18 protein-coding genes are annotated in these 26,452 nt (G+C 65.1%); 2 read left to right on the top strand and 16 right to left on the bottom strand.

The features are described 5' to 3' along the window. Window positions 1–193 precede the first annotated feature (193 nt). From CAG31_RS16875 to CAG31_RS16930, 12 genes are all read right to left on the bottom strand, one after another. The gene (locus tag CAG31_RS16875; RefSeq protein ID WP_085583129.1) at window positions 194–1,882 is read right to left on the bottom strand and encodes a polyurethanase; all 1,689 of its coding nucleotides are present in this window, start codon (window positions 1,880–1,882) and stop codon (window positions 194–196) included. A 33-nt stretch (window positions 1,883–1,915) separates the two neighbouring features. Next, window positions 1,916–5,002, bottom strand: coding sequence for an autotransporter serine protease (locus CAG31_RS16880; protein WP_085583131.1), 3,087 nt, complete (start codon window positions 5,000–5,002; stop codon window positions 1,916–1,918). A gap of 139 nt (window positions 5,003–5,141) precedes the next feature. Further along, window positions 5,142–8,093 carry an autotransporter serine protease gene (locus CAG31_RS16885; protein WP_085583133.1) on the bottom strand — a complete coding sequence of 984 codons (2,952 nt, stop codon included), beginning with the start codon at window positions 8,091–8,093 and terminating at the stop codon, window positions 5,142–5,144. Window positions 8,094–8,166: 73 nt separating this feature from the next. Next, window positions 8,167–9,525 (bottom strand): TolC family outer membrane protein, encoded by a 1,359-nt coding sequence (locus tag CAG31_RS16890; protein ID WP_256575549.1) that lies wholly within the window; start codon window positions 9,523–9,525, stop codon window positions 8,167–8,169. A 14-nt stretch (window positions 9,526–9,539) separates the two neighbouring features. Further along, window positions 9,540–10,889, bottom strand: a complete 1,350-nt coding sequence (locus CAG31_RS16895; RefSeq protein WP_085583137.1) for an HlyD family type I secretion periplasmic adaptor subunit — start codon at window positions 10,887–10,889, stop codon at window positions 9,540–9,542. Next, window positions 10,886–12,661 (bottom strand): type I secretion system permease/ATPase, encoded by a 1,776-nt coding sequence (locus CAG31_RS16900; protein WP_085583139.1) that lies wholly within the window; start codon window positions 12,659–12,661, stop codon window positions 10,886–10,888. Before CAG31_RS16900 ends, CAG31_RS16895 begins: the two co-directional genes overlap by 4 nt. 204 nt (window positions 12,662–12,865) lie before the next feature. After that, window positions 12,866–13,294, bottom strand: coding sequence for an AprI/Inh family metalloprotease inhibitor (locus tag CAG31_RS16905; protein WP_170930051.1), 429 nt, complete (start codon window positions 13,292–13,294; stop codon window positions 12,866–12,868). 93 nt (window positions 13,295–13,387) lie between these two features. Next, complete coding sequence (locus tag CAG31_RS16910) at window positions 13,388–14,851, bottom strand: serralysin family metalloprotease (protein ID WP_085583143.1); 1,464 nt, start codon at window positions 14,849–14,851, stop codon at window positions 13,388–13,390. Window positions 14,852–15,294: 443 nt separating this feature from the next. Further along, window positions 15,295–16,380 carry a polyamine ABC transporter substrate-binding protein gene (locus tag CAG31_RS16915; protein ID WP_085583145.1) on the bottom strand — a complete coding sequence of 362 codons (1,086 nt, stop codon included), beginning with the start codon at window positions 16,378–16,380 and terminating at the stop codon, window positions 15,295–15,297. A gap of 66 nt (window positions 16,381–16,446) precedes the next feature. Next, the gene (locus CAG31_RS16920; RefSeq protein ID WP_085583147.1) at window positions 16,447–16,791 is read right to left on the bottom strand and encodes a cupin domain-containing protein; all 345 of its coding nucleotides are present in this window, start codon (window positions 16,789–16,791) and stop codon (window positions 16,447–16,449) included. A 32-nt stretch (window positions 16,792–16,823) separates the two neighbouring features. Further along, window positions 16,824–18,230, bottom strand: coding sequence for an FAD-binding oxidoreductase (locus CAG31_RS16925; protein ID WP_085583149.1), 1,407 nt, complete (start codon window positions 18,228–18,230; stop codon window positions 16,824–16,826). Between the two features lie 51 nt (window positions 18,231–18,281). Further along, a complete protein-coding gene (locus CAG31_RS16930; RefSeq protein ID WP_085583151.1) occupies window positions 18,282–19,097 on the bottom strand; it encodes an AraC family transcriptional regulator in 816 nt (271 codons plus the stop codon). A gap of 265 nt (window positions 19,098–19,362) precedes the next feature. On the opposite strand from CAG31_RS16930, the gene CAG31_RS16935 reads away from it, so the two are divergent. Further along, window positions 19,363–19,635, top strand: coding sequence for a DUF1652 domain-containing protein (locus CAG31_RS16935; protein WP_085583289.1), 273 nt, complete (start codon window positions 19,363–19,365; stop codon window positions 19,633–19,635). 61 nt (window positions 19,636–19,696) lie between these two features. Here the strand turns inward: CAG31_RS16935 and CAG31_RS16940 are convergent, their stop codons facing one another. Together CAG31_RS16940 and CAG31_RS28455 are read right to left on the bottom strand one after the other, a co-directional pair. Beyond that, window positions 19,697–22,171 (bottom strand): UvrD-helicase domain-containing protein, encoded by a 2,475-nt coding sequence (locus CAG31_RS16940; protein WP_085583291.1) that lies wholly within the window; start codon window positions 22,169–22,171, stop codon window positions 19,697–19,699. 81 nt (window positions 22,172–22,252) lie between these two features. Next, entirely contained in the window at window positions 22,253–22,423 is a 171-nt protein-coding gene (locus CAG31_RS28455) for a hypothetical protein (RefSeq protein ID WP_170930376.1), read from the bottom strand. On the opposite strand from CAG31_RS28455, the gene CAG31_RS16945 reads away from it, so the two are divergent. After that, window positions 22,422–23,117: a pirin family protein gene (locus tag CAG31_RS16945; protein WP_085583153.1), complete on the top strand. Its 696-nt coding sequence runs from the start codon at window positions 22,422–22,424 to the stop codon at window positions 23,115–23,117. The genes CAG31_RS28455 and CAG31_RS16945 overlap by 2 nt on opposite strands. 141 nt (window positions 23,118–23,258) lie before the next feature. Here the strand turns inward: CAG31_RS16945 and pgm are convergent, their stop codons facing one another. Together pgm and CAG31_RS16955 are read right to left on the bottom strand one after the other, a co-directional pair. Further along, window positions 23,259–24,905: a phosphoglucomutase (alpha-D-glucose-1,6-bisphosphate-dependent) gene (gene pgm / locus CAG31_RS16950; RefSeq protein WP_085583155.1), complete on the bottom strand. Its 1,647-nt coding sequence runs from the start codon at window positions 24,903–24,905 to the stop codon at window positions 23,259–23,261. Window positions 24,906–25,011: 106 nt separating this feature from the next. Beyond that, window positions 25,012–26,412, bottom strand: a complete 1,401-nt coding sequence (locus CAG31_RS16955; protein ID WP_085583157.1) for an aminotransferase class I/II-fold pyridoxal phosphate-dependent enzyme — start codon at window positions 26,410–26,412, stop codon at window positions 25,012–25,014. Window positions 26,413–26,452: the final 40 nt, after the last annotated feature.

The following is a 26,452-nucleotide window of genomic DNA, read 5'->3' on the forward strand; positions in this document are numbered from 1 at the left end:
CCTCTCTTTTTTTGGAATTGTCAGAGATAGCCCACAACCAAGGCGCCCCACGGGGACGCCCCGGAGCATTTCACTACGTTTTGCACTGCGCTCATGCGGGAGGTGCGGCGGCCTTGCAGCCGCCATCGCCAGCAGGCTGGCTCCCACAGAGTTGCTGCCTGCGGAAGCGGGCGAACCCGCTCCCACATGCCTTTTACGCGAACACGAAACTCGAATCCGACAGATTACCGACTCCAACCCCAACAAGAGTCACGGCATAGTCGCCAATCTTCAGCACGGTATCGCCACCGGACTGCGACGCATGCTGCTTGTAGTCGTAGCCCTGCCCCGCGCCCTGAACGCCCATGAACACCAGTTTGTCGCCGCCCTGGTAGCCGTTGATCGTGTCGAAGCCGAACGCGCCGCTGAACAGGAAGGTGTTGTTGCCCCCCATCGCTGTCATCACGTCGTTGCCGGCGCCGCCGACGAAGGTCACATGACCCTTGTCGCTGATCAGCCGGTCGTCACCGCCCAGGCCGAACAGCCAGTCGCCGTCGGCGGTGGCGTGCAACGCATTTCCGTAGCCGTCGCCGCTGAGCGAATGGTTGTACTGGGTCAGTTCGCTGCCGTTGCTCAGGCCTTTGGCGGTGACGGTCCAGGTGATTTCCTTGCTGCCCCACCACGAGCCCGACTCCTTGCTCACCAGCGCCCCGATGTCGCGGGTCAGGCTGATGCCGCCGTAGGCGTCGCGCACATACAGCGTGCCGTCGCCGTCGTTGGCGAAGCTGAAGTTCTGCAGCGGCTTCTGCAGCTCGAAGGTGTTGTGGCCCTGGCCGCCGAGCAGGATGTTGAACCCGCCGTCGTCACGGAAGCGGTCGTCGCCGGCGCGGCCTTCCAGGAAGTCGTTGCCCGCCCCGCCCTTGAGCCAGTCGTTGCTGTCGGTGCCGATGATGAACGTGCTGCCGGTGTGCGGCTCGCCGCTGCGGCCCAGGTCCTCCACCCAGGTCTTGCCCCGGGAGGCCTCTTCCAGGTTGGAGACGATGATGGTCGAGTCCTTGCCAGTGAGGTTGTAGAACGATGAGCCGATCACCCGGTTCAGGCCGTCGGCGTACCCCAGCGAGCCGTGGGCCGACCAGTTCAGCGGATTGAGGATGCTGAACGGCACCAGGTTCTGCGCGGTGGACGCGTACTGGTCGTTGAAGTTGACGATGTTGTCGGTGGTCGAGTCGTGCGGCGCGTCGTGCTTGCCCAGCGAGGCGCTGCTGAACGTGGTGCCGTCCAGCACCCGGAACACCGGGTCATTCTCGAACCCGATGTTCAGCACGTTGTTGCCGGTGCTGCTCTGGGTCGGCGAGGCGAACGAAATGTAGTTCGCGTCCTTGAAGAACCCGCCCCAGTTGCTTGCGCTCAGCTCGGCCACGCTGTTGACGCCCAACCCGCCCAGGCTGTGGCCGCTGAACAGCACGTCCTTGGCCGCGATGCCGTTGGCGGCGGCGAACGCCGCCACCGCCTTGAGCAGGTTGTCGAAGGCGTTCTTGGCGTAGTTGGTCGCGTAGTCCACCGGACCGATCGCCGCCAGCAGGTTGTTCTTCATGTCGCCGAAGGTGTCGCTGTAGCCCAGCCCGCCGGTGCCCCGGAAGGCCACGCCGATGCCGATCAGCTTGCCGGCGGCGTCGTACTTGCCGAGCACCTCGGCCTCGGCGCTGGTGAACCCGTCCTTCTCGCCGAAGAACGTGCCCTGCGCGCCGACCTTGCCCTGATACCCCAACGCCTTGGCGGTGACCGGCGCCCAGCCGGTGGCCGGTAGCGGTTTGCCGGTCGGCGTGTAGGCATACAGCGTCAATGCGATGGCATCGCTGTACAACGCTTTGCCGTCGGCATTCTTATAGTCAAACACTCCCATGTCGCACTCTCTCTTCCATCAAAAAACAGCGTCTCAGAATGCCCAGTCGAGGGTCAGGCCCACGCCGTGGTCCTTTTCCCGCTCGCCGATCAGTCCGTTGTAATCCAGGCTCACACGGGCCGCGCTGCCCACCGCCAGCCCGGCGCGCACGCCGACCACGGCGGCATCGCGGTCCATCGACACGCTCTGCACGGTGAACGCGCTGTTGCCGTTGGCGAAGGCCAGGTGCTCCTTCGAGTCCACGCCGCTCAGGTTGTGCTGCCAGCCCAGGCTCGCGCCCAGTTCCAGTTGCTGCTTGTCGGTCAGGGCAAATGTGCGCTTGGCCCGTACGCCGAGGGTCGAGAGCACCGCGTCGCGGTTGTCTTCGCCGCCCTTGAGCGCCGCCGCGTCACCCTTCTCGGTGAAGCTGTCGCTGTTCAGGTGCACGTAGGCCAGGTTGACGAACGGCTCCAGGTTCATCGGTTTCAGGCCCAGGTCGTAGGCCGCTTCGGTGAACAGCTGTGCGGTGGTGGCGTCGCGCTTGACCTTCTGCTTGCCGCTGACGTCGCCGAACGCCAGATCACGCTTGACGTCGATGCGGTGCCAGCCGTAAGCGCCGCCCACGGTCAGGCGCCACGCGTCCATCTGATGCCCCAGGTAGGCGCCCAGGTGGTAGCTGTCGACCTTGGCCGACGAGTGCGTGCCCTCGCCCATGCTCAGCGAGCTGTCGCTGTAACCGGTCACGAAGCCCAGACGGGTATTTTCAGCGACCAGACCGTCGACACCCAGCAGCAGCCCGCCGATGGAGCTGGTGGAGTCGGCGTAGTCGTGCCCGCCGTCGCTCTTGCCCCAGGCGCCGAGCACTTTGAACCAGGCGTTGCTGCGGTCATCGGTGGGGGCGCCGGCGTCGAACATGTCACGTTCGCGCAGACGTTCGCCCACAGCATCGCGCAGGTGGCGGCTGTCGTTGATCAGCAGCGTGCCGATGGCCGGGTGGATCTCGCCGGTCAGTTGCTGGAAGGCCTGTTGCGCGTCCGCCGGGGTGGCCGACAGCAGCAGGGTTTCGTACAGGGCGTTGCCCGCACCGAGGGCTTCGGCGGCGGCGCCGACGGCACGCTGGTTCGGGGTCGCGCCGACGCTGGCGAACGATGCGCCGTTGCGCGCGACGGTCAGCCCGATCCCGCCGGTCGAGTAGTCGAGGATGCCGCCGAGGAACGCATAGTTCGGCAACACCTGGCCGAAGCGCCCTTCGATGCCGCCGGCCGCCTGCAGGATGTCGTAGCGGGTGCCGAGCAGGGATTTGACCTGGGCGCTGGTCAGCAGGGTCGGGCTGTTCTCCAGGGACAGGCTGACCGTGGCGCCGTCGATGATCGCCTTGCCGCTGGCGACGATCTGGTCGCTGCTGGTGGGCGAGACTTCCACCGCGTAGGTCGAGCCCGGCTCGAAGGTCACGTCACCGGCCACGTTCAAGGTGCCGATGGAGTTGCCCGGCGCCACGGTGCCGCCGCGTTTCACGCTCAGGGCACCGATCCGGCCGTTGCCGCCCAGGATGCCGCTGTCGTTGACGGTGACCGCCGAGGTCAGCGAGCCGTTGATCGCCAGGCGTCCCTGGTTCACCAGGGTAGGGCCTGCGTAGGTGTTGGCGCCGGCCAGCACCAGGGTGCCGAGGCCTTGCTTGGTCAGGCCGCCGTGGCCGGAAATGTCGTTGCGCCACACATCGAGCCCGCAGGTGATGTCGGTGCACAGCCGCTGGGTCGGTTTGCCGGCGTCCAGCACCGCGCCGATGCCCGGCAGGTCAGCGACGAACTGGCCGTTGCCGTAGGCGCCGTCGACGCGGAACTCCGCCGGGATGTCCTGGGCGGTGACGAACATCGCCGGGCCGTCGATGGCCTTGCGCAGGTTGATCATGCCCCAGCCGTACAGGGCGTCGATGCCCGGTGCGCCCAGGTCGGTCGCGGTGGTGCGCAGCACGCTGGCGACTTCCGCGCCGGTCATGTACGGGAAGCGCTCCATCAGCACCGCCACGGAGCCGGCGGCATGGGGCGCGGCCATCGACGTACCGTTGTAGTTGGCGTAGCCGGTGGTCAGGTTGTCGGCGTTGGTGCCTTCGATGATCGAGCTGTAGATCCGGGTGCCGGGGGCCGACACGCAGAAGCTCGCGGTGTAGCCGCAGCGCGAGGAAAAGGTGCTGAGGGTGTACGGAATCGGGCTGCCCTGATCCGGGTTCTTCTGCAAGGCCGCGACGGTCATCCAGTTGGGCGCGATGTCCGGCACGAAGTAACCGAGGCCGGCGATGGCGTCGGGGTTGTTCAGGTTGTAGTCGTTGCCGGCGGCGAAGATCGTCACGATCCCGCTGCGCGCCGCCGCGATGGCGCCGTCGTAGGCGCCGCCGGGCTTGGTGCCCATCAGCTGGCGGATCTCGTTGAACTGCAGTTGCGCGTCGTTGACGGTGAAGTGCGGATACGCCGGGTCGCGGCCGCCGAGGTCGAAACGGTCGGTGATGCCGATCCCCCAGCTGTTGTTGATGATCCGCGCACCGCTGGCGATCAGGGCATCCCAGCCGGCCTTGTACACGGCGCCGTCGTTGCCGCGCACGATCCCGTCTTCCGGGCCCGGGTCGCCGTTGTCGGCACTGATGATCTGCGCGCCGAACGCCACGCCGTGCATCACCCCACCGTCGCGGCTGCCGGCGGCGATGCCGCCGACGTGGGTGCCGTGGGCGCCGAGCTTGCCGTTGGAGCCCACCGAAGGCGAGCCGTCATAGACAAACGCATCGCCTGCCTTGACCGGAATGTAGGGGTCGGTGTATTCGCGGATGCCGCGGGTCACCAGGGTGACGACCTTGTTCGCGCCGGAGAACTCCGGGTGCGCGGCGTACACCGGCTGGTCGAAGATCCCCAGTTTCACGCCTTTGCCGGAGTACCCGGCGGCGTAGGCATAGTCCGCGCCGATGGCGCCCAGGCCCCAGTCGGCCTGGAACTCGGCGCTGCGCCAGCTGGCCGGGTCCCCGGCCCGGCCGTTCTCCACGTAGGGCGCCGCCTGGGCGTTGCCCCAGGTGGCGAGCGCGCAGAGCAGCGCGCCGTTGAGGGTTTTCAGGCGAAAGCGTCCACCCGATTGCGCGGGGGTGTTGTTGTTTTTCATCCAGCGACCTTCCTTAGTGATGTTGCACAAAATCCTTTTTCCTCAACGCATCGAGGAACACCCTGTGGCGAGGGATCTGGCGCCCGCCCGACGGCATGGCCGCCGTCAAAGAGGCGCGGCTGCAGCCCCCTCCCCACCTTCAAAACTGCCAGTTCAGGCTCAGGCCCACCCCATGGCTCTTCTCGCGGCTGGCCAACTGGCCGGCGTAATCCAGGTTCACCCGCACATCGCGACTCAGCGCCAGGCTGGCCTGCACGCCCACCACGGCGGCGTCGCGCACCAGCGGCGAACTCTCGACCGTGTACGGCGCAGTGCCGCTGGCGAAACGCAGGTGCCGTTCCGACTCGATGTCGCTGAGGCTGTGCTGCCAGCCGAGCTTGCCGCTGACGTCCAGGGCCTGGCCGGCCGGCAGGGCGAACGTCTTGCCCGCCCGCACGCCGAGGGTGCCGAGCACCGCGTCGCGGCGGTCATCGCCGCCCTTGAGCGCGGCGGCGTCGCCCTTCTCTTTGAACCCGTCGCTGTCCAGATGCACCCAGGCCAGGTGGGCGAACGGTTCCAGCGCCAACGGCTGCACGTCCAGCCGGTACGCCGCTTCGCCGAACACCTGTGTGGTGGCGGCATCGACCTTGGCCTTTTGCTTGGCGCTGAGGTCGCCGTACTGCAGATCGCGCTTCACGTCGGCGCGGTGCCAGCTGTAGGCGGCCCCCGCGCTCAGGCGCCAGGCCTCGATCTCGCGGCCGGCGTAGACGCCCAAGTGATAGCTGTCGACCTTGGCCGACGCGTGCGTGCCGGAGCCCATGCTCAACGAGCTGTCACTGTAGCCGGTGACCAGGCCGATGCGGGTCTGCTCGTCCAAGGCCCCGTCGACGCCCGCCAGCAGGCCGCCGAGCGAGGTGCTGTAGCCGGCGGTGTCGTGCGTCGAGTCCGTGGTGCCCCAGGCGCCCAGGGCCTTGACCCAGCCGTTGCCTTGCGCAGCCTGCGGGTCGCGCAGCCGCTCGCCGACGGCATCGCGCAACTGACGGCTGTCGTTGATCAGCATCGAGCCCAGGGCCGCATGGATTTCCCCGCTCAGTTGCTGGAACGCCTGCTGCGCCGAAGCCGCCGTCGCCGACAGCAACAGGCTTTCGTAGACGGCGTTGCCCGCTCCCAGCGCTTCTGCGGCACCGGCCACGGCACGCTGGTTGGGGGTTTGCCCGACACTGGCGAAGGACGTCGCGTTGCGCTGCACATCGAGCTGAATGCCGTTGCCGGCGTAGCTCAGGTTGCCGCCGATGAACAGGTAATCCGGCACCACCGCCGCGAACTGCCCCCGAATGCCGCCCGCCGCTTGCAGGATGTCGTAGGAACGGCCCAGCAGGCTTTTCGCCTCGACGGTGCTGAGCAGCGTCGGGCTGTTCTCCAGCGACAGGCTGACGGTGGCGCCGCTCACCGAGGCTGTGCCGCCGGCGACGATGCGGTCGCTGGCGGTCGGCGACAGTTCCACCGCATAGGTCGAGCCGGGTGCGAAGGTCACGTCGCCGGCCACGTTCAAGGTGCCGATGGAATTGCCCGGCGCCACCCGCCCGCCCCGGTTGGCGGTCAGTGCGCCGATCCGTCCGGAACCGCCGAGGCTGCCGCCGTCGTTGACGGTGACCGCCGATGTCAGCGAACCGTTGACCGTCAGCAGGCCGCCGTTGACCGTGGTCGCGCCGCGATAGCTGTTGTTGCCGCTGAGCACCAGTTGCCCTGCGCCGCTTTTGGTCAGGCTGCCTTCATACACCCGACCGGCCGCGGCGGCATCGCGAAGGCTGCCGACCGCGTAGTCGGTCTGGTCCTGCTGGCTGCTGCCCGCCGGAAGGCCGCTCTGCCAGCCGCGGCTCTGCAGGGTCTGCTGCCAGGCGGCGCGTTCGGCGAGGTCTTCGTTCTGACGCTGGATCAGCGCCTTGTCGGAGAGGTCGTTGCTCCACACGTCCCGCTGCCCTGGCGAAAGATTCGCGTCGAAGGCCCCGAGCAACTGGCCCGGCCCGCGCATCGCCCGGGCGAGATCCGCCACGCCCCAGCCGACCTGGGTGGTCGGCGCCTCGGTGACCGAGCCGTCCAGTTGCGTGGCGGTGGTCAGCAGCACCTCCAGCGCCTGGCGGTTGGTCATGTACGGGTAGCGCTCCATCACCAGCGCCAGCGCCCCCGTGGCATGGGGGGCGGCCATCGAGGTGCCGGACTTGACCGCATAGCCGCCGTCAGGAATGGTGCTGTCGATCTTCGCCCCTGGCGTGGTGATGCACCAGTACTTGGCGATGCCGCACTGGTTGTACTTTTGCTGGTTGCCTTGGTCCAGCCCCGAGACCGCCAGCCAGTGGCCTTCCAGGTCCGGCTGGAAGTACGGCAGCGCCGAACGCACGCTGGCGTTCGGGTAACCGCTGTTGCCGGCGCTGAACACGTTGATCACGCCGCGCCGCGACACGTCGGCGGCGGCATCGAGCCAAGTGCCTTTGTTCCAGTGCTGGGCGTAGGCCGCGTGCAGGTCGGCCAGGGTGCGGTAGCTGACGTCCGGCGGCTGGCTGCCCCAACTGTTGTTGATCGCCCGCACGCCGGCATCGGCCAGGGCGTCGTACACCGCCTTGAAGTAGCGCGGGTCGGGATTGGGGCCGAACAGGAAGCTGTCGTTCTTGTTGGTGTTGCCGACGTAGATCTGCGCGTTGTACGCCACCCCATGCATGCCGTTGCCGTCCCGGGCCGCGCCCATGGTGCCGACCACGTGGGTGCCGTGGGAGTCGTTGTTGGGGTTGAGCGTGCCGTTGACGCTGAACGGCGAGCCGTCCAGGTAGCTGCCGTTGGCCAGCACCGGGCGGTAACGGTCCGTGGAGAACTCGGGATGGGGCGCATCGAAACCCGAATCCAGGGCGCCGATCTTCACGCCTTTGCCGGTGATGCCGGCGGCATACGCCTGGTCGGCCTGCATGCGGCCCAGGCCCCAGTCGCGCAGGAACTCGGCGCTGCGCCAACTGGCCGGATCGCCGGCCTTGCCGGTTTCGAGGTACTGCGCCTGGGCCTGCGCCACGGAAATCGCGAGCAACAGGGTGCCGACCGCTGCCGGCTTGAAGTGTACGTCCATGTTCACCACTCGTTTTTCTATTGTTGTTTTAGTGCTGCAATCCCTTCACCTACCCCTATGGTGAAGGCCGCCATCAATTCATCCGGCCTTTGGGACCTTGTCCGAAGGCTTCGTCCACCCGGGCCAGATCCTGCTCGCTCAAGGTGCCTGCGTAGTAGTGCAGCTTGGTCCAGGCCATCAGGTAGTCGTAGCGTGCCTGCGCCAGGTCGCGGCGGGTGGTAAACAGTTGTTGTTCGGCGTTCAGCGCGTCCAGGTTGGTGCGTTCGCCGCCGAGAATGCTCTGCTTGGTCGACACCACCAGCGCTTCGGCCGACGCCAGCGCCTTCTGATAGGCGCGCAGCTTGCTCACGCCGGACAGACAGGCGCTGAACTGGCGGCGCAGCTCGATCAGGGTTTCGCGGGTCTTGCCGTCCAGTTCGTATTCGGCCCGCTCCATGTTGCGGCTGGCTTGACGGGTCGAGGCCGAGACCCCGCCGCCGGCGTACAGCGGCACGCTCACTTCAAAACCGATGGTGTTGGTCTCGTAGCGCTGGTTGTAGGTGTTGCCGCTTTCCGATTCGTTCTGGCGCATCGAAGCGTAGGCGCTGACCTTGGGCAGGTGCCCGGCGCGGTTGCGCTCCACTTCGTAGCGTGCGACTTCCACGGCCTGGCGCTGTGAGGCCAGGTTCGGGTTGTTGCTGATCGCCAGCTCGTGCCAGGTGTCGTAGTTGGCCGGTTGCAGGGTGAACGTCTGGAAGTTCTGGTCCAGCGGCGCCAGGTCGCCGATGTCGATGGCCGGCACGCCGGTCAGGGCGCCGAGCTCCCGCAGCGCCGCGTCCTGTTCGTCGCGCGCCTCGATCTCTTCGGCGGTGGCCAGCTCGTAGCGCGATTCAGCTTCCAGGATGTCGGTGCGGGTGCCCTCGCCTGACTTGAACAGATGCTCGTTCTGCTGGAACTGCTGCTCGTAGGCCTTTTTCTTGGCCTGCGCGATGTCGATCTGATCCTGGGCGAACAGGGCCTTGGTGTAGTTGTCCAGCACCCGCACCAACAGCTCCTGGCTCTTGCCGCGAAAATTTTCGTCGGCGAACAGCGACTGCGCCACGCCCTTGCGGTAGGCGGCGTAGGCCTCGTAGTCAAGCAGCGGCTGTTGCAGGGTCAGGCTGGAGCCGTAGCTGTTGTACTTACGGTCTTCGGTGATGTTGCCGCGACTGTTGAGCTGAGTGGCCTTGGAGTCGTTGTGGCCCTTGTTGTAGGTGTAGCCGAGCTTGGGCAACAGCCCCGCGCGGCCGATGGCGCGGTTCTCAAGGCCGGCGTCGCGCTCCTTGATCGCGCCGAGGAACACCGGGTCGTTGCGCAACGCTTGTTCGTAGATCTCGAACGGCCCCACGGCCGCCACCGCACTGTTGCCTGCGAGCAGCGCGAACGCTGCCGCCAGCATGGAAAGCTTATTCATACAGCCGAACATCCTTATTCTTCGGTCAACGCGGAGCCGGCCCGATCGAGCAGCGGTTTGAACAGGTAGTTGAGGAGTGAACGCTCGCCGGTGCGCACGAACATTTCCGCCGGCATGCCGGGCTTGATCACCAGACCGTTGAGTTTCTCCATGGCCTGGTCGCTGACGCTGCTGCGAATCACGTAATAGGGCGCGCCGGTCTTCTCGTCGACCATCTGGTCGGCGGAAATCAGGCTGACCTCGCCCGGCACCCGTGGGGTCTTGCTCTGGTTGAACGCGGTGAACAGGATGTCCACCGGCAAGTGGGTGCCGACCTTGTCGATCAGGTTGATCGGCAAGTGGCCTTCCACTTCCAGGCTGGTGCCTTGCGGAACGATCTCAAGCAAGGTCTCGCCCTGGCGCACCACGGCGCCTTCGGTGTGCACGCCGAGGTTGACCGCCACGCCGTCGGAGGTGGCCAGGATCTCGCTGTGCTGCAAATCGAAGCCGGCGGAGGTCAACTGCTCGGACAGGGTGACGCTCTTGAGCTGGGCGTCGGCCAGTTGGCTGCGCACTTCTTTCTGGTATTCCTCGCCGTGCTGCTGCAGTTTCAGGCGCGATTCGAGGATGCCCTGCTCCACTCGCCCGCTTTCGCCGGTGTTCTCCGCCAGTTGCTGCTGCACTTGCGACAGCTGACGCTGGTATTCGAGTACGCGGTTGCGCGGGATGTAGCCGTTGTCCGCCAGCGGTTGCAGGTTGCTCAACTGCTGTTGGAGCGAATCGGCCTGGGCGTTGAGGTCCGTGCGGGCGCGGCGCATGCCGGCCAGTTGCGCACTGGCGCCTTCGATGCTGGCGCGCAGCGCGGCCTGCTCGCGGGAATACGCCTCGCGGCGGCTGCTGAACAGCTGACGCTGGCCTTCGAGCACCAGCGCCAGGCGCGGATCCGGATCGTTGCTCAGTTCGGCCGGGAACGTCACCTGCTTGAGGTTGTCGCGCTCGGCCTGCCAGCGCGCCAGGCTGGCCCACGCCATACGGTACTGCGCCTGCAGCGACTGCACGTCGGCGGCGACCTGGGTCTGGTCGAGGCGGAACAGCGGCTGGCCCTGCTTCACGCTTTGGCCTTCACGCACCAGGATGCGGCTGACCACGCCGGCGCTCATCGACTGCACGGCCTTGCGCTTGCCCGACACCACCACGGTGCCCTGCACGGGAATGCCTTGGTCCAGCGGCGCCAGGGCCGCCCAGGTGAAGAAACTGCCGGCGCCGGCCAGCGCGAGGATCCAGCCCATCCGGGCGAAGAACTTCGCGTCGCGCTCCGGACGCTCGCGGGTGTAGTCGTTTTCCAGCGACGCTTCGTTGGTTGTGTTCATGCTTGCACTGCTCATACACCCGAATTCCTTGTCGTCGGCTGATACTGCCGGCTCATGCTGAGCCCGGCCGGTGCCTGCGCAGTCTTCTCACGTGGTTGTTCCTGATTGCCGGACAGCGCCCGCAGCACGTCCTGGCTCGGGCCGAACGCCTGCAGGCGCCCGTCGTTGAGCACCAGCAGCTTGTCGGCCTGGGCCAGCACCGAAGAACGGTGGGTGACCAGAATCACGCTGGTGCCCTGGGCCTTGAGCTGGGCGATGGCGCTGGCCAGCGCGGCCTCGCCGACGGTGTCGAGGTTGGAGTTCGGCTCGTCCAGCACCACCAGGCTCGGGGTGCCGTACATGGCGCGGGCCAGGGCCACGCGCTGCTTCTGGCCGCCGGACAGGCCGCTGCCGTCCTCGCCCAGCGGGGTGTCGTAGCCTTTGGGCAGGCGCAGGATCATCTCGTGCACGCCGGCCTGCTGGGCGGCGGCCACGACCTTCTGCGGGTCGGCGTCGCTGAAGCGGGCGATGTTTTCGGCCACGGTGCCGCTGAACAGCTCGATGTCCTGGGGCAGGTAGCCGATGTACGGCCCGAGCTGGTCGCGGTTCCAGCGGTGGATGTCGGCGCCGTCCAGGCGCACGGTGCCGCCCAGGGCCGGCCAGACGCCGACCAGCACCCGCGCCAGGGTCGATTTGCCGGAGCCCGAAGCCCCCAGCACGCCCAGCACTTCACCGGCCGCGAGGCTGAAGTTGACCATGTGCAAGGTAGGCATCCGCTGGCCCGGCGGGCCGGCGCTGACCTGTTCGAAACTGATCTGGCCCTTGGGCGCCGGCAGCGCCATGTTGTCATCGCTGGGCGGGAACGCCTGCAGCAGCGAGTCTAGGCGACGGTACGCCAGCTTCGCCCCGCTCCACTGTTTCCACACGGCGATCAACTGATCGATCGGGCTCAGCACCCGGCCCATCAGGATCGAACCGGCGATCATCATCCCGGCGGTCATGTCGCCCTTGATCACCAGCAAGGCGCCCAGCCCCAGCACCAGCGATTGCAGGCACAGGCGCAGGGTCTTGCTCAGGGACGAGATGACCGCCCCGGTGTCGCTGGCCTGGTTCTGCAGGCCGAGGAACCGCGAATGCACCTGGAACCAGCGCTTGCGCAGCGCGCCGAGCATGCCCATGGCCTGGATGGTTTCGGCGTTGTGCAGATGGCTGGTGGCCAGTTGGCTGGACTTCTGCGAAAACCCGGAGGCCTCGCCCAACGGCTTCTTGGTCATGTATTCGTTCAGGCACGCCAGGGCGATCAGCAGCACCGCACCGGCGGTGGCGAGCACGCCCAGCCAGACATTGAACAGGTAGATCACAAACAGATAGACCGGGAACCACGGCGCATCGAAGAACGCGAACAGCGCCGGCCCCGTGACGAATTGGCGGATATGGGTCAGGTCGTTCAGCGACTGACCGGCGTTGCCTTCGCCCTTGAACAGGTTGCGCTCGAACGCGGCCTGGTAGACCCGCAGGTTGAAGCGGCGCTCCAGCTGGCTGCCGATGCGGATCACGATGAAGCTGCGCACCACCTCCAGCAGGCCGATGAAGGCGAAGAAACCGACCACCATCAGCGACAGCATCGCCAGGGTGGTTTCGTTTTGCGAAGACAGCACCCGGTCGTAGACCTGCAGCATATATATGGAGGGCACCAGCATCAGCACGTTGATCAGTGCGGTAAAGCAACCGACGCTGATCAGAATGCCCTTGTAGTCACCCAGTGCCTTGAATAACGGTGCGGTGGCTGGGGCCTTCGCCATCTTCATTGATAATTCCCGAATGATATTCCCCGCCATTCTTTGGCGAGTCTTTATTAAACAACCCGTGCATGGCCCGGGAGATACTCTGCAAGTATCCGCTTACACTTCAATAACAACTTTCGCGATGTTTAACCGGCGTTGTCGCTATCAAGGCAATGCTTATAACTGCATCGAGGTCATTTATATTCAAACTGTTCGTTCGGACGGCCGTCACGGTTGCGCTGCGGCGCGCACCAGCGTGATCACCAGGCCCGACTTCAAAGTGCTCAGATAAAGCCCATCACGTTGTCGGCTGAAGAACTGGATTCTTGAGCCTTCCTTGCCGGTGATCGACAGGCCGTCGGGGTCGGGAAACCAGCCGATGGCGCTGTCCTGCAGCCAGGCGCTCAGGCAGTCGGCGCCTTTGCCCAGGGTTTGGTCCGGCTCAAGCTCGATGACGCAGGTGTTCGACGGCTTGTCTTGCAGGGCCTGGGCATCCGGCGCGTCGCTGCGGTCGCTCAAGGTCGCCTGCCACGGGCCGGCGAACGTCGAAGGTTCTTCGAGTCTGAGGCTGCTTGCCATGGGTGTCTCTCCAGAAATCATCATCAGCGTCGGCAACAGCCAAGCCACTGCCTTGCGGGAAATTGCGCTACGGGTCATGGGACATTTCGCTCCGGCGTGTAGCCTTGCCCACAGGGCGAGGCGATGCAAGTGAAGAAAGCGGCGCACCGTGCGCCGCTTTCCCGCTTCACATCACGCTGCGATGTCGGTGACAGCCGCGACGCCGACGGTGCTGACCAGGAAGTCCGCTACGCCGTGCCCGGAGAAGTCCACTTGCAGGGTGCTGTTGCCGCCCGAGGTGGTCAGGATCGCGTCACCCGCCGCACCGGTGAAGGCGCTGACGAAGTGCAGGCCGGCGCCTTTGGTGATGCCGGTCAGGTCGATCTTGTCCAGGCCCGAGGTGAAGTCCAGGATCTGGTCGGCCGCGCCCGGCTTGGAGTCGGTGCTGGCGCCGAACACGAAGATGTCCGCACCTGCCCCGCCCCACAGCTTGTCGGCGCCGCCGGCTCCGTAGAGGATGTCGTTGCCGGCACCGCCCTTGAGCTCGTTGGACACACTGTTGCCGATCAGCAGGTCGTTGCCCGAACCGCCGATGGCGTTCTCGATGGTGACGCCCTTGGCGATGGACACGTTGCCCACCAGGCCGCCCACGTCGGAGAACGACGCTTCATTGAGGTTGATCTTCTGGTTCTGGGTGAAGCCCGAGAAGTCGAAGGTGTCCTTGCCGCCTGCGTCCCACACCGAGAACACCAGCTTGTCGGCCGACGACGTGGCGCTGAGGAAATCGCGCCCGGCGTTGGAGTTGAAGCCGTAGGTGGTGTCGCCGGTACGGGTAGTCATGTTGGCGCCGTACAGCTTCTGGATCGCGGCGATGTCATCCATCAGCGGACCGGACGAATAGGCTTCCACCCCACCCTTGCTGAAGTTCTGGCTGGTGTTGCTTTCGCTCCAGTAGCTCATGACGCTGTAGCCACGGGTGTCTTGACCGTAGTGGGCGTCATTGTAGGTCGGGTTGCCGTTGCCGGCGTTGTAGTCGCCGGGGTGGGCCAGGCCCAGGGTGTGACCGATCTCGTGGGTCAGGGTCTGACGGCCGTAGTTGTTCAGGTCCGGGTTCTTGTTCTGCTGGTAGCCGCTGTTGATCAAGTACCACGAAGTGCCGTCGTAGCCGGCGCCGGTGCCCGGCAGATAGGCGAACGCCGCCGCGCCGTCCTGGCCGCCGCTGTAGTTGCCGAAGGTCATGTGGCCATCACCGCCCGAGGCTTTCTCGGTGAAGGTGACGTTGGCCACGTCGGCCCAGGATTGCATGGCGAGCACGGCCTGGGCTTTCTGTTGGGCGCTGAACTGACTGAACCCGCTGATCCCGTGCTTGTACATCGTGCTGGACGATGCCGAGGTCAGGAACGTGTAGGTGAGTTCGATCTTGCCGCTGCCGTCCAAGTCTTTGTAGGCAGCCCCGTCGCGCAGGATGTAATCGGCGGCCTGGTCGACGGAATAGGAGGGTTTGCCATTGACCGTGAGGTTGCCGCCACGATCGTACTGATGGCTGAAGCTATTGATCTGGTTCCAGGCGGTGCTGGACGCCGCCAGGGGGTTTGCCGCCGACAGCTGGAATGCCTGTTCGGCCGTATCAATAGCGTTAGCTTTTACTTTCGACATAAACACACTTCCTTGTTTAGCAATGGAACAGTTTTTGTCAGATAGCGACAACCTCTGGCGAGATTGTCCTATCACTCGCCCAATGAAGGCATTCGCAACCTGACACAATTTGAAATCGAACGTCTAGCGTTTTTTCGAACTCAAAACGAACTTTTCCGCAAAGCTCCCGTAAACAAAGCATGTGCTGTTGGACAATTGTTTGAACTTTGGTGAATTTGCCGAATTGTCTGACGATTTCTTATTTAAATATTAAATAGGGGTTAATTGTTTTTTGCCGAAGGCGTCTCACTTTCCTGCACTTTATTAGTGCAACCGGGCGTAGGCCGGCACCTGAACGACAGTAGGAGCGAGCCTGCCCGCGATGCGCATCCTTCAACGTGACTGCCGAGGGATCCACGCATCGCGAGCAGGCTCGCTCCTACGTTTTTTTTGGGGGGGATTGATCAGCTGCCGGTGCGGATCTTGTTCCAGACGCGGGTACGGATCCGGTCGATGTTGAGGGGCATCGCCTCCAGCGCGAACAGCTTGCCCATCATCTCGGGGCTCGGATAGACCTTGGTGTCGCCCTTGATGGCCGGGTCGATCAGACCGTCAGCCTGTTCGTTGCCGTTGGCGTAGTGCACGTAGTTGCTGATGCCGGCCATCACGTCCGGGCGCAGCAGGTAGTTCATGAACGCGTAGCCGGCCTTCTCGTCAGGCGCGTCGGCCGGCATCGCGACCATGTCGAACCAGATGGCGGCGCCCTCCTTGGGGATCGAATAGCCGATCTCGACGCCGTTCTTCGCCTCTTTGGCGCGGTTTTCCGCCTGCAGGATGTCGCCGGAGAAGCCCACCGCCACGCAGATGTCGCCGTTGGCCAGGTCGCTGGTGTACTTGGAGGAATGGAAGTAGCTGACATAAGGCCGCACCTTCATCAGCAGCGCTTCGGCCTTCTTGTAGTCCTCGGGGTTCTTGCTGTGGTGCGGCAAGCCCAGGTAGTTGAGCGCCGCCGGCAGCAGTTCCGGGCCGTTGTCGAGGATCGCCACCCCGCACTTCTGCAGCTTCTGCATGTACTCGGGCTTGAAGATCAGGTCCCAGGAATCCAGCGGCGCACCCTCGCCCAGCACAGCCTTGACCTTGGCCACGTTATAGCCGATGCCGGTGCTGCCCCACAGGTACGGGAAGCCGTGCTCATTGCCCGGATCGTTGGTCTGCAGCGCCTTGAGCAGCACCGGGTTGAGGTTCTTCCAGTTCGGCAGCTGGCTCTTGTCGAGCTTCTTCAGCGCCCCGCCCTGGATCTGCCGCGCCATGAAATGGTTGGAGGGAAACACCACGTCGTAGCCGGACTTGCCGGTCATCAGCTTGCCGTCGAGGGTTTCGTTGCTGTCGTAGACGTCGTAGGTGACGCCCAGGCCCGTGTCCTTCTCGAAGTTCTTCGCGGTGTCCGGCGCAATGTAGTCGGACCAGTTGTAGACCTTGACCGTGTCGGCCGCGTGGCTGAGCGAGGCGACCAGCAGCAGCGGCGCCAGTGAGAGGGTTTTCTGGATCATGGGGATACCTGTGGGTGCTGTTGTCTTTTTTGTCGTGAAGCGGGCAGGCAATCAAAGATCGGAAAGTCAGAAAATCAGGACATAGGTCTTGCGCACAGTCTCCTGGATGTCCCAGACGCCGAGCGTGTTCGCCGGCAGCATCAAGGCGTCGCCGCCCTGGATGTGCAGGGTTTCGCCGCCGCCGTCGGGGGTGAAGGTGCAGCGGCCGGAAATGAAATGGCAGAACTCCTGGGCGGTGATCTGCCGGCGCCAGCGGCCGGGCGTGCACGCCCAGACGCCGGTTTCGACGCCGTCGTCGCGCTCGACGCTGGTGGTCGAGGCGACCGCCACCGGCGTGCCGAGGGGAACGGCCACCGGGTTGGATTCATCCAGCGGCATCGTGGCGGTGTTTTTGAATTGGGTGATGCTCATGGGGCTACCTGTCTTGGGATTGAGGCTGGGGTTCAGTGCATGAAACCTTCCATGAAGCCCGCCACCCGGGTGGCCAGCTTGCGCCGCCAGGGCGCGGTCGCCGGGTTGGCCAGGGTCTGGTCTTCATGGACGAAGCTCTTGATGATCGCGTTGTAGCCCAGCCACCGGCACGGCTCCGGCTCCCAGGCGCGCAGCGCGTGGATCCCGCCGTCCGGCAGCACCCAGGGCTGGCGCACCAGCTCGCTGTCGCGCTCCAAAATCAGGTCGGCCAGGGTGCGCCCGCCCAGGTTGCTGGCGCCGACGCCCTCGCCGCCGTAGCCGCCGGACAAGGCGATGCCGTTGGCGCGATCGCAGAGCATGTGCGGCTTGAAGTGCCGGGACATGCCGAGGTTGCCGCCCCAGCCGTGGGTGATCTGCACGTTTTTCAGTTGCGGGAACAGCTCGCCGAACAGATAGCGACGCAGCTGCACTTCATCGCGGGTCAGGTCGAAGTCGTGCCGCAGCCTGCCGGCGAACCGGTAGCCGCCCCGGGCCCCGAAGATCAGGCGGTTGTCGGCGCTGCGCTGGCCGTACGTGACTTGGCGGCTGAACTCGCTGAACGCCTGGCCGCCATTGAGGCCGATCTCGTCCCAGACCGCCGCCGACAGCGGTTCGGTGGCGACGATCAGGCTTTGCACCGGCAACTGATAGCGGCCCAGCGGCGGCAGCGTCACCGAATAGCCCTCGACGGCCGGCACGATCCAGCGGCTGCGCACGCTGGCCTTGTCGGTGCGCAGGCTGCCGGCCTGCCAATGGGTGACCGGACTGTTCTCGTAGATCGTCACGCCCATGCGCTGGACGGCGCGGGCCAGGCCGCGCACCAGTTTGGCCGGGTGAAGGGTCGCCACGTGGGGGGCGAAGATCGCGCCGTACGGCTTGGCGATCCGCAGCTGCTGCGCCAACTGCTCGGGGCCGAGCCAGCGGTAGTCGTTGTCGCTCAGGCCCTGGGCGTGCAGCTTGTCGAGGTACTGGCGCAGGCTCGCCGCCTGTTCCGGGTAACGCGCGGCGCAGTACAGCACACCGCCCTTGCGGTAATCGCAGTCGATGCCTTCGCGCTCAAGAACAACTTCCACTTCATCGGGAATGCTGTGCAGCAGGTCGTAGGACGCCCGGCGCTCTTGGGGAGACAGCCCGGCCAGCAAGCGGTCCTCGCCCAGCAGGTTGCCCATCAGCCAGCCGCCGTTGCGCCCGGACGCGCCGAACCCGGCGGTCTGCGCCTCGACGATGGCGATGTCCAGGCCCGGCGCCAGCCGCTTGAGGTAGTACGCCGTCCACAGCCCTGTGTAGCCGGCGCCGATGATCGCCACGTCGACGTCCAGGTCCTGCTCCAGCGCCGGCCGCGCGGTCAGCGGCTCGTCGAGCTGGTCCATCCATAAACTGATGTTGCGCCACGCCGGCATGCAAGACTCCGCCAATCAAAAGGTCGATGGCGGCGATCCTAGTGGCTGGACTCAAGGGCTGTCTTGCGCGCGTGCCCGCAAAGAAATTTGTTTGGCGTAAGCCTTGGGCGACTGCCCGGTGTGCTGGCGAAAGCAGCTGTAGAACGCCGACAGCGAGTTGAAGCCGGCAGCGAAGGCCCGTTCATCGATGCGCAGCGGCGGCGTGGCGGTGTCCAGGCCCCGCAACACATGTTGCAGGCGGGCCTGATTGACGTAGCGATAGAAGCTTTGCCCCAGCACCTGGTTGAGCAAGTAGGAAATCTGGTTGCGGCTGTAGCCGCACTCCTTCGCCACCCGCTGCAGGTCCAGTTCCGGGTCGAGGTACGGTTGCTGGCGCTGGAAATAGCTTTGCAGGTCATCGGCCATGAAGCTCAACTGGCGCGGCGACAACCCCAGGCGGCTCGCCGCCGGGCGCCGGTTCGACGCCTGGGCCGCAGCGGCCGTTTCCCGCACCAGCGAGGCGTATTCGTTGACGCGCCAGATCAAGCCGTCCTTGACGGTGATCGCTTCGCTGGAGCGGAACGACACCAGGCCGCTGCCGCCGCGCAACGTCACCTCGTACTGAATGAACGCCGTGTTGCCGTCGATGCGGATCCGGTCGCAATGCTCCAGCGCTTCGTCGGATTCGCGCGGCATGCTGACCCGCACGTACTCGCGCAGTTCATCGAGGCCGAGCACACGGTTCTGGAAAAAGTCGTTGTACTGGATGGCCGGATGGTAGAGCGCCATCACGCTGTCCAGATCCCGGCGCTTCCAGCTCAGGTGATAGCGCATGACCGTTTCGCGGGTGGCCGGGGACTGCTCCGGGCCGTCGTCGTCGGCGTGCATAAGGATCTCTGCCAAAAGCACCGAGCTTGCCCAACTTCAGACGCCCGGGCAATGACCGAACCGCGGCGGCACTTCGTCGGCCGCAGCCGTATGGTTCGTGACTTACATCAAAATAATCCGCGCAATCGCCAAACGGCCTGAAAATTCTCACAGGATTTTCACATCCAGGTGCTACTTTTAATGGCACCCACCGGTTGAGCCAATGAAGGCTCTTCCCACCTACCCTGAGCAAACGGAAGCGCTCGATGAAGAAGGCGGGCAACACATGAATAGAGCCTCAAGCAAAGTCACCTTTCCCAATGCTTGCCAGCTGATGCGCTGGCATTTTCATCCCATGGGATTCGAGGCGAAGATGGACGCACCGGGCAGCATGATCGCCCGTCTGTTCGACCGCGCCAGCGGCGAAACCCTGATCGCGATCGCGGGCATTCCCTGCGCCACCGTGATGAACGCTGCGGATGTCGAACGAATAATCGAGGCGGTCGAGGATGAACTGGACGCGTTCACTCCTCCGGAATCGTTGAGAAGTTACGCATAACCACATGATCCATAAAGGAAAAGCCCGCTAGCGATAGCGGGCTTTTTGTTGGTCGGTCGATTCAGGCGGTCTTTTTCTCCGGGCGCCGGTCGGCGAAGAACGGCTTGCCCCCATCGACCCTGTCCGATGCCCGCGGCATGTTCACCGCTGGCCCGTCCTGGGGTTCGACATACCAATAGCAGTGACTGACCGCACGGGTGATACCGACGTAGGCCAAGCGCAGGATCTCATCCTTTTGCGCACTGTCGTACGGCTCGCTGTCGCCGGCCTTGCCCAGGCCAGCCATGCGGTAGACCTGGTTCTTGTAGGGAGAACTGGTCAAATGCTGGCAGTCTCCCAGCATGAACACCGCGTCGGCCTGCAGGCCCTTGGCGCTGTGAAAGGTCAGTTGCTTCAGGCGCCGGGCGTCGTACGGCAAGCTAGAATCCACATTAACTACGGACTGAATATGCTGTTTAATCAATGACTTATCGCTACTTTTTCGATACAGCATCAAGATCGAATCGCCTTTCCGGTAATGCTCCGCCAAACGCTGGGCCAATGCGGCGTCATCGCGCTCCATAACGTTGACCGGCCGCAGTTCGCCGGCCTCGCCGCAGGCCTTGGCCTTTTTCCCGGGAATCGCCGGAGCGGCCCGCACCACATGCTCCGCCGCATCGATGATGTGCTGGTGGCTGCGGTAGTTCTCGCTGAGCATCACCCGCGTGGTGGCCGGCGACGGGAACTCGGTGTTGAAGGCCATGAAGTAGCTCGGCGAACTGCCGCGCCAGCCGTAGATGGACTGCCAGTCATCGCCCACGCACAGCAGCGACGAGCGTTGCGCCCCGCGCCCGACATGCATGGACGGCCCGCGGCTGCGGATCTCGCCCAGGCTGGCGCGGATCCACGAGACGATCTGCGGCGAAACGTCCTGAAACTCGTCGATCATCAGGTGCGACATCGGCCGCAGCAGGTCATCGCCGAGCAGTTTGAGGTTTTCCGGCGAGTGCTCGCTGAACAGCGCGAACATGCGGTTGTAGGTCATGACCGGCGGCTTCTGATCCAGCAGGTGATCTTCCAGGGCGCGCCAAAACAGGCTCAAGGCCTCGAAGAAGAACCGGTCGGGGTCGTCCTTGGCGAAACTCATGCGGCCGACCGCGTCCGGCACGTCCAGCCCCAGGTTCTCGATGAAGCCGGCGGCGCCGACGAAACAGTCGAGCAGCGGTGCGGAAGCCAACTCGCCTTTGACCTTGTAGTCGAAGCCGGGGCCTGCGCTCGCATCCCCCGCCAGCGTGGCCAGAACCCGCTTCGACATTTCGTAATTGTCCAACCAAATCAATGGTTTACGACAGAAAGCTTGAAACAGGGTGCGTTTCACGGCCCACTCGGCGCGCACCGTCAGCTTGGCGCCCGGCCGGCAGGTCTGGGGGTTTTCGCCGGCATCGAAGCCGAGCACGACCCAGGCATCCAGGCTCGGGATGTAGCCGTGGCAATGGAACCGGGCACCGTTGATCTCAAAGGTCTGGCGGTTCGGCTCGATCCCCTTGATCGGCCAGGCCCCGGCCCGGAACCACAAGTCCTCAATCACGTCGCACAGCTCTTCATCGCGTTTGGCGGCCAGTTCGGTCACCGCCATGCGCTTCTGCACGTCCGGGTGATCGCGCTCCAGCTCCTTGAGCTGCAAGGCATGCCGCGACAATGGCTGGACCAACTGACGGAAACGCTCATCCTCGGTGTACAAGCGGTGGTAACAGGCATTGAGCCGCTGGCGCTGGGCCTCGTTGATGCGCAGGTCGAACGGATTGCTGTCTGCCTCGTCATCGCCGCCCTGGGGCCGGTTGCTGAGATTCTCGAAGGCCTGCAACCGCTCGAACCCCGGCAGGCTGCGCACCATCGGCAGGATGAGCGAGTGGAACGTGCGCACCAGGTCGCGCGCCTGCTTCTGCTCCAGCGGCCGCCCCCACAGGGCGAACAGTTCGATCAGCTTCCTGATGAAGTCCCGGCGCGATTCGCGGGTGAACGTCACCACGGTCATCGAGTCGAGCTCGAAGCCCAGGTAATGGGTCAGCAGCAGGATCCGCAGCACCAGGGTCGTCGACTTGCCGGCGCCGGCACCGGCCACCACGGACGTCGACGGCGTGTCGCTGAAGATCATCTTCCACTGCGCCGCGCTCGGCTGGGCCTGGGCCGGCAGCAGGCGCGCCACATCGGCCTTCATCCGCTTCTTCAGCTCCGGGGTGAGCGGCAGGCGCCAGTCGTCGAACAGGTGGTCATCGATGGACGGCGGCCGATGTTCGGTGCTGCGGCTGTCACGGATCAGCAGCACCTGGCGGCCCTCCTCCAGTCCGTCCTGCCGGCCTTCCTTATAGCCGTACTCGACGCCGGCGGTGTGGCCGCTGCGAAAGCCGTCGGCCTGGCCGTGCAGCCACGACGACCGGTGCTGGGCGCGCAAGCGGGTCAGGCCGTGCCCCAGGAAACGGGCGGCCAGGCGCTTGAACCACGGCATCTCGGCCAAGGGGCGAAGTTCGGGAGGAAGATCGGGGGTGTGCTGCGCCACGCTGACGGACTCCGGCATCTGAAACGGTTGAGCGCTATGGTGTCTGGAATTGCTTTCGAGTTCTAGCGAAATGCTTGCGCGTCATGGGGTTAGACGACGAATTGAAGGCTGGGTGAGACCGTTTCGAGGATCATAAACATCGATCGATTCGATTGTTATGGCGCACTTTTTACGCTTTTTATCGATGACTCCCTGATAGATGATGCCCGTCATCCCCCGCTGCTCCGGGAACCTATCGAGGATCACGACCATGCTTGAACTCCGACCTTTCAGCTCGCTGGGCGGCGCCCACCACGGCTGGCTGGATGCCCATCACCATTTTTCGTTCGCCGAGTACTACGACCCTCAACGCATGAGCTGGGGCAACCTGCGCGTGTGGAACGACGACATCATCGCGCCCGGCACCGGGTTTCCCACCCATCCGCACCGGGACATGGAAATCATCACCTATGTCCGTGAAGGCGCGATCAGCCACCAGGACAACCTGGGCAACAAGGGCCGCACCGAAGCGGGCGATGTGCAAGTGATGAGCGCCGGCACCGGCATCGCGCACAGCGAATACAACCTCGAAGCGGGCGACACCAAGATCTTCCAGATCTGGATCCTGCCGACCGAAACCGGCGCGCCGCCCTCCTGGGGCGCCAAACCCTTCCCCAAAGGCGAGCGCGAAGGTTTCGTGACGCTGGCCAGCGGCAAGGACGGCGATGACCAGAGCTTGCGCATCCGCGCCGATGCCCGCCTGGTGGCCGCCAACCTCAAGGCCGGCGAAACGGCGGAGTATCGCCTGGACGCCGGACGCCGTGCCTATCTGGTGCCGGCCACCGGCCTCATCGAGGTCAACGGCGTGCGCGCCCAGGCCCGGGACGGCGTCGCAGTGGCCCAGGAACAGGTGTTGACGGTCACGGCCATCGAAGACAGCGAGGTCGTCCTGGTGGACCTGGCCTGACGGCCGAACACGCAGGCAAAAAAAAGGGGCGACCGTAGTGGTCGCCCCTTTCTGTTTCACACCGACCTCTTCAGTGCCTGACCCACCGCTTTCGCGGGCAAGCCCGCGCCCGCAGAGGCCAGGGTGCAGCAGGATCCGTGGTCACTTCGCGCTGATCGCACCGTCCACCAGGGTCTGCGCCTCGGCCACCAGTTGCTTGAGGTGGTCGTCGCCGATGAAGCTTTCGGCGTAGATCTTGTAGATGTCCTCGGTGCCCGACGGACGCGCCGCGAACCAGCCGTTTTCGGTCATCACCTTCAGGCCGCCGATGGCCTGGTCGTTGCCCGGCGCGTGGCTGAGGATGCTCTGGATCTTCTCGCCCACCAGTTCGGTCGAGGTGACCTGCTGCGGCGACAGCTTGCTCAGCAGCGCCTTCTGCTCAGGGTTGGCCTTGGCGTCCACGCGTACCGAGAACGGCTCGCCCAGCTCGTCGGTCAGGGCACGGTAGGCCTGGCTCGGATCGCGGCCGGTGCGGGCGGTCATTTCGGCGGCCAGCAGCGAAGGGATCAGGCCGTCCTTGTCGGTGCTCCAGACGCCGCCGTCCTTGCGCAGGAACGAGGCGCCGGCGCTTTCTTCGCCGCCGAAGCCGAGCGAACCGTCGAACAGGCCGTCAGCGAACCACTTGAAGCCCACCGGCACTTCGTACAGACGACGGCCCAGACGCTTGGCGACGCGGTCGATCAGCCCGCTGCTGACCACGGTCTTGCCCACGGCGGCATCGGCGCGCCATTGCGGACGGTTCTGGAACAGGTAGTCGATGGCCACGGCCAGGTAATTGTTCGGTGCCAACAGGCCACCGCTCGGGGTGACGATGCCGTGACGGTCGTGATCCGGGTCGCAGGCGAACGCCACGTCGAAGCGTTCCTTGAGGCCGATCAGGCCTTGCATGGCGTGGCTGGAGGACGGGTCCATGCGGATCTGGCCATCCCAGTCGACAGTCATGAAGCGGAAGGTCGAGTCGACCTGCTTGTTCACCACCTCCAGGTCCAGACGGTAGTGCTCGGCGATCGCCGACCAGTAGCGCACCCCTGCTCCGCCCAACGGATCGACGCCCAGGCGCAGCTTGGCTGCGCGGATCGCGTCGAAGTCGATGACGTTGATCAGGTCGGCCACGTAGGTGTTGACGTAGTCGTGGCGGTGGGTGGTGTCGGCCTTGAGCGCTTGCTCGTAGCTGATGCGTTTGACCCCGGCCAGCTTGTTGGCCAGCAGTTCGTTGGCCTTGGCTTCGATCCACTTGGTGATGTGGGTGTCGGCCGGGCCGCCGTTGGTCGGGTTGTATTTGTAGCCACCGCTTTGCGGCGGGTTGTGCGACGGGGTGATGACGATGCCGTCGGCCAGACCGGACGTGCGTCCGCGGTTGTAGCAAAGGATCGCGTGGGACACCGCCGGGGTCGGCGTGTATTCGTCGCCGGCGGCGATCATGACGGTCACGCCGTTGGCCGCCAGCACTTCCAGGGCGCTGGCGCCCGCCGGGGTCGACAGCGCATGGGTGTCGATGCCGACAAACAGCGGCCCGGTGATGCCTTGGGCTTCACGGTACAGGCAGATGGCCTGACTGATGGCCAGCACGTGCCACTCGTTGAAACTCAAGTCGAAGGAGCTGCCCCGGTGCCCGGAAGTGCCGAACGCCACACGCTGGGTGGAGACCGATGCATCCGGTTGACCTGTGTAATAGGCCGTTACCAGTCGCGGGATGTCGACCAACAGATCTGTCGGTGCCGGTTTGCCCGCAAAAGGACTGAGTGTCATGCAAAACCTCTGAGAGAGAGTGGTTCAGGAAATACCGCGCAGTTTACTGGCACTTCGACCGCAGTGCGATGGGATCTATCCTGACAACATTTAATGTTTTTTCCGCTCACCGCAGCGGCGCCAGACGCAGCGCATCCGCCAACAGCCCTACCGTGCCCGAGGCGTCCCGGGCATCCAGGCCGAGGGGGCTCAAACGCAGGTGCTGGGCATGCAACCCTTGCAGACTGAACAGCTCTCCAGGCGCGATCACCACCTGCTGCTTGAGCAGGCGCCGAAAGACGTCGCGCATGTCCACCGGGCGCTTGGCGCGCACCCAAAGCGTCGCCCCGCCCTGGGGCTCGACCACCTGCAGGCTCTCCCCCAGCCGCTCGCGCAACAGCTCGACCATGGGCGTGCGGTGCTCTCTCAAGCGGCGGCGCAACGACTCCAGGTGCTGATCGAGCCGCCCACTGTCATACAAGCGTGCGATCGCCTTCTGGCGGATAGGCGACAGGCGGAACGAACGCAACAGGAAATGCCGCTGCAGCTCCGTGCGCCACTGCCGTGACAGCAGGTAGCCGTACGGCGCCTCCGCACCGATGAACGTCTCGAAGCAGGAGAACACCAGCAGGCGGTCAGGGTCGAGCAAGTCGCGCAGGCGCAAGCGGTCGAGGCCTTCGTCGAGTTCGCTGTAGCAATCGTTCTCCAGCACCCAGGTGCCGTGCCGGGCCAGCAGGCGCGCGATGGACTGCCGGTTGTCCGCCGGCACTTGGCTGCCCCGGGGCATGCTCAACCCGGAAGACAACAGGATCAGCGCCACCGACCGGGTCTTGAGCAGATCCTCCAGCCGCTGCGCATCGAGCCCGCCTGCGGCCTGCAACGGCAACTCGATCACCTGCACCTGCGCCGACTGCAGCAGGCGCAGGATCACCCAGTCGCACGGCGACTCGACCACCAGGGTGGCATGCCTGAGATCCAGCACGGCGATCAGAATCTCCAGCACCCCGCGCAGGTCGGCGCCGACGTACACGTCGTCCGCGTGCCAGCAGTGCCGGTGCGACGTGGTGTAGCGGGCCGCCACGGCTGCCCGCAACTGCTGCTCGCCGCAAGGAGGCGCCAGCCACTGCGACGGCCGGGGATACTGGCGCAGCAGCTCCCGCTCAAGCACCAGCAGCGGGCTGTCCAAAGGCTGGATCGACGCGGGCTCGTCACCGCTCAGCACTTTCATGCCCGGCCAGCGGGCACTGACATAGACGGTCTCCAGCAGGTCGCGGTCGTCGTCCGGCGACGGCACAGACGAGACGGCGCGGGCGAAATAGCCGGACTTGGCGACCGAATACACCCGCCCTTCCTTCTCCAGCAGCGAGTAGGCGCACTGGATGGTCGATATCGACACGTTCAGACGGTCGGCCAGTTGCCGCAGGGACGGCAAACGGATGCTTTGATCCGGGCCACAGCCGACCATCAGTCGGGTCAGGTAGCGGTACACCGCCTGATACGCAAAGTCGGTCTCCCGCCGCGCCTTCATGGGCGCCCGCCCGGCGCGATCCAGTCATTGTCGTGTGCGC

This window comes from Pseudomonas sp. R25(2017) (assembly GCF_002112565.1).
GTDB lineage: Bacteria > Pseudomonadota > Gammaproteobacteria > Pseudomonadales > Pseudomonadaceae > Aquipseudomonas > Aquipseudomonas ekonensis.

What these genes read in the sequence shown, in the direction of transcription:
- CAG31_RS16905 (WP_170930051.1), bottom strand. Translation starts at nt 13,294, where the DNA reads ATGACCCGTAGCGCAATTTCCCGCAAGGCAGTGGCTTGGCTGTTGCCG.
- CAG31_RS16930 (WP_085583151.1), bottom strand. Translation starts at nt 19,097, where the DNA reads ATGCACGCCGACGACGACGGCCCGGAGCAGTCCCCGGCCACCCGCGAA.
- CAG31_RS16900 (WP_085583139.1), bottom strand. Translation starts at nt 12,661, where the DNA reads ATGAAGATGGCGAAGGCCCCAGCCACCGCACCGTTATTCAAGGCACTG.
- CAG31_RS16945 (WP_085583153.1), top strand. Translation starts at nt 22,422, where the DNA reads ATGCTTGAACTCCGACCTTTCAGCTCGCTGGGCGGCGCCCACCACGGC.
- CAG31_RS16910 (WP_085583143.1), bottom strand. Translation starts at nt 14,851, where the DNA reads ATGTCGAAAGTAAAAGCTAACGCTATTGATACGGCCGAACAGGCATTC.
- CAG31_RS16895 (WP_085583137.1), bottom strand. Translation starts at nt 10,889, where the DNA reads ATGAGCAGTGCAAGCATGAACACAACCAACGAAGCGTCGCTGGAAAAC.
- CAG31_RS16875 (WP_085583129.1), bottom strand. Translation starts at nt 1,882, where the DNA reads ATGGGAGTGTTTGACTATAAGAATGCCGACGGCAAAGCGTTGTACAGC.
- CAG31_RS16880 (WP_085583131.1), bottom strand. Translation starts at nt 5,002, where the DNA reads ATGAAAAACAACAACACCCCCGCGCAATCGGGTGGACGCTTTCGCCTG.
- CAG31_RS16920 (WP_085583147.1), bottom strand. Translation starts at nt 16,791, where the DNA reads ATGAGCATCACCCAATTCAAAAACACCGCCACGATGCCGCTGGATGAA.
- CAG31_RS16890 (WP_256575549.1), bottom strand. Translation starts at nt 9,525, where the DNA reads ATGAATAAGCTTTCCATGCTGGCGGCAGCGTTCGCGCTGCTCGCAGGC.
- CAG31_RS16915 (WP_085583145.1), bottom strand. Translation starts at nt 16,380, where the DNA reads ATGATCCAGAAAACCCTCTCACTGGCGCCGCTGCTGCTGGTCGCCTCG.
- CAG31_RS16935 (WP_085583289.1), top strand. Translation starts at nt 19,363, where the DNA reads ATGAATAGAGCCTCAAGCAAAGTCACCTTTCCCAATGCTTGCCAGCTG.
- CAG31_RS16925 (WP_085583149.1), bottom strand. Translation starts at nt 18,230, where the DNA reads ATGCCGGCGTGGCGCAACATCAGTTTATGGATGGACCAGCTCGACGAG.
- CAG31_RS16955 (WP_085583157.1), bottom strand. Translation starts at nt 26,412, where the DNA reads ATGAAGGCGCGGCGGGAGACCGACTTTGCGTATCAGGCGGTGTACCGC.
- CAG31_RS28455 (WP_170930376.1), bottom strand. Translation starts at nt 22,423, where the DNA reads ATGGTCGTGATCCTCGATAGGTTCCCGGAGCAGCGGGGGATGACGGGC.
- pgm (WP_085583155.1), bottom strand. Translation starts at nt 24,905, where the DNA reads ATGACACTCAGTCCTTTTGCGGGCAAACCGGCACCGACAGATCTGTTG.
- CAG31_RS16885 (WP_085583133.1), bottom strand. Translation starts at nt 8,093, where the DNA reads ATGGACGTACACTTCAAGCCGGCAGCGGTCGGCACCCTGTTGCTCGCG.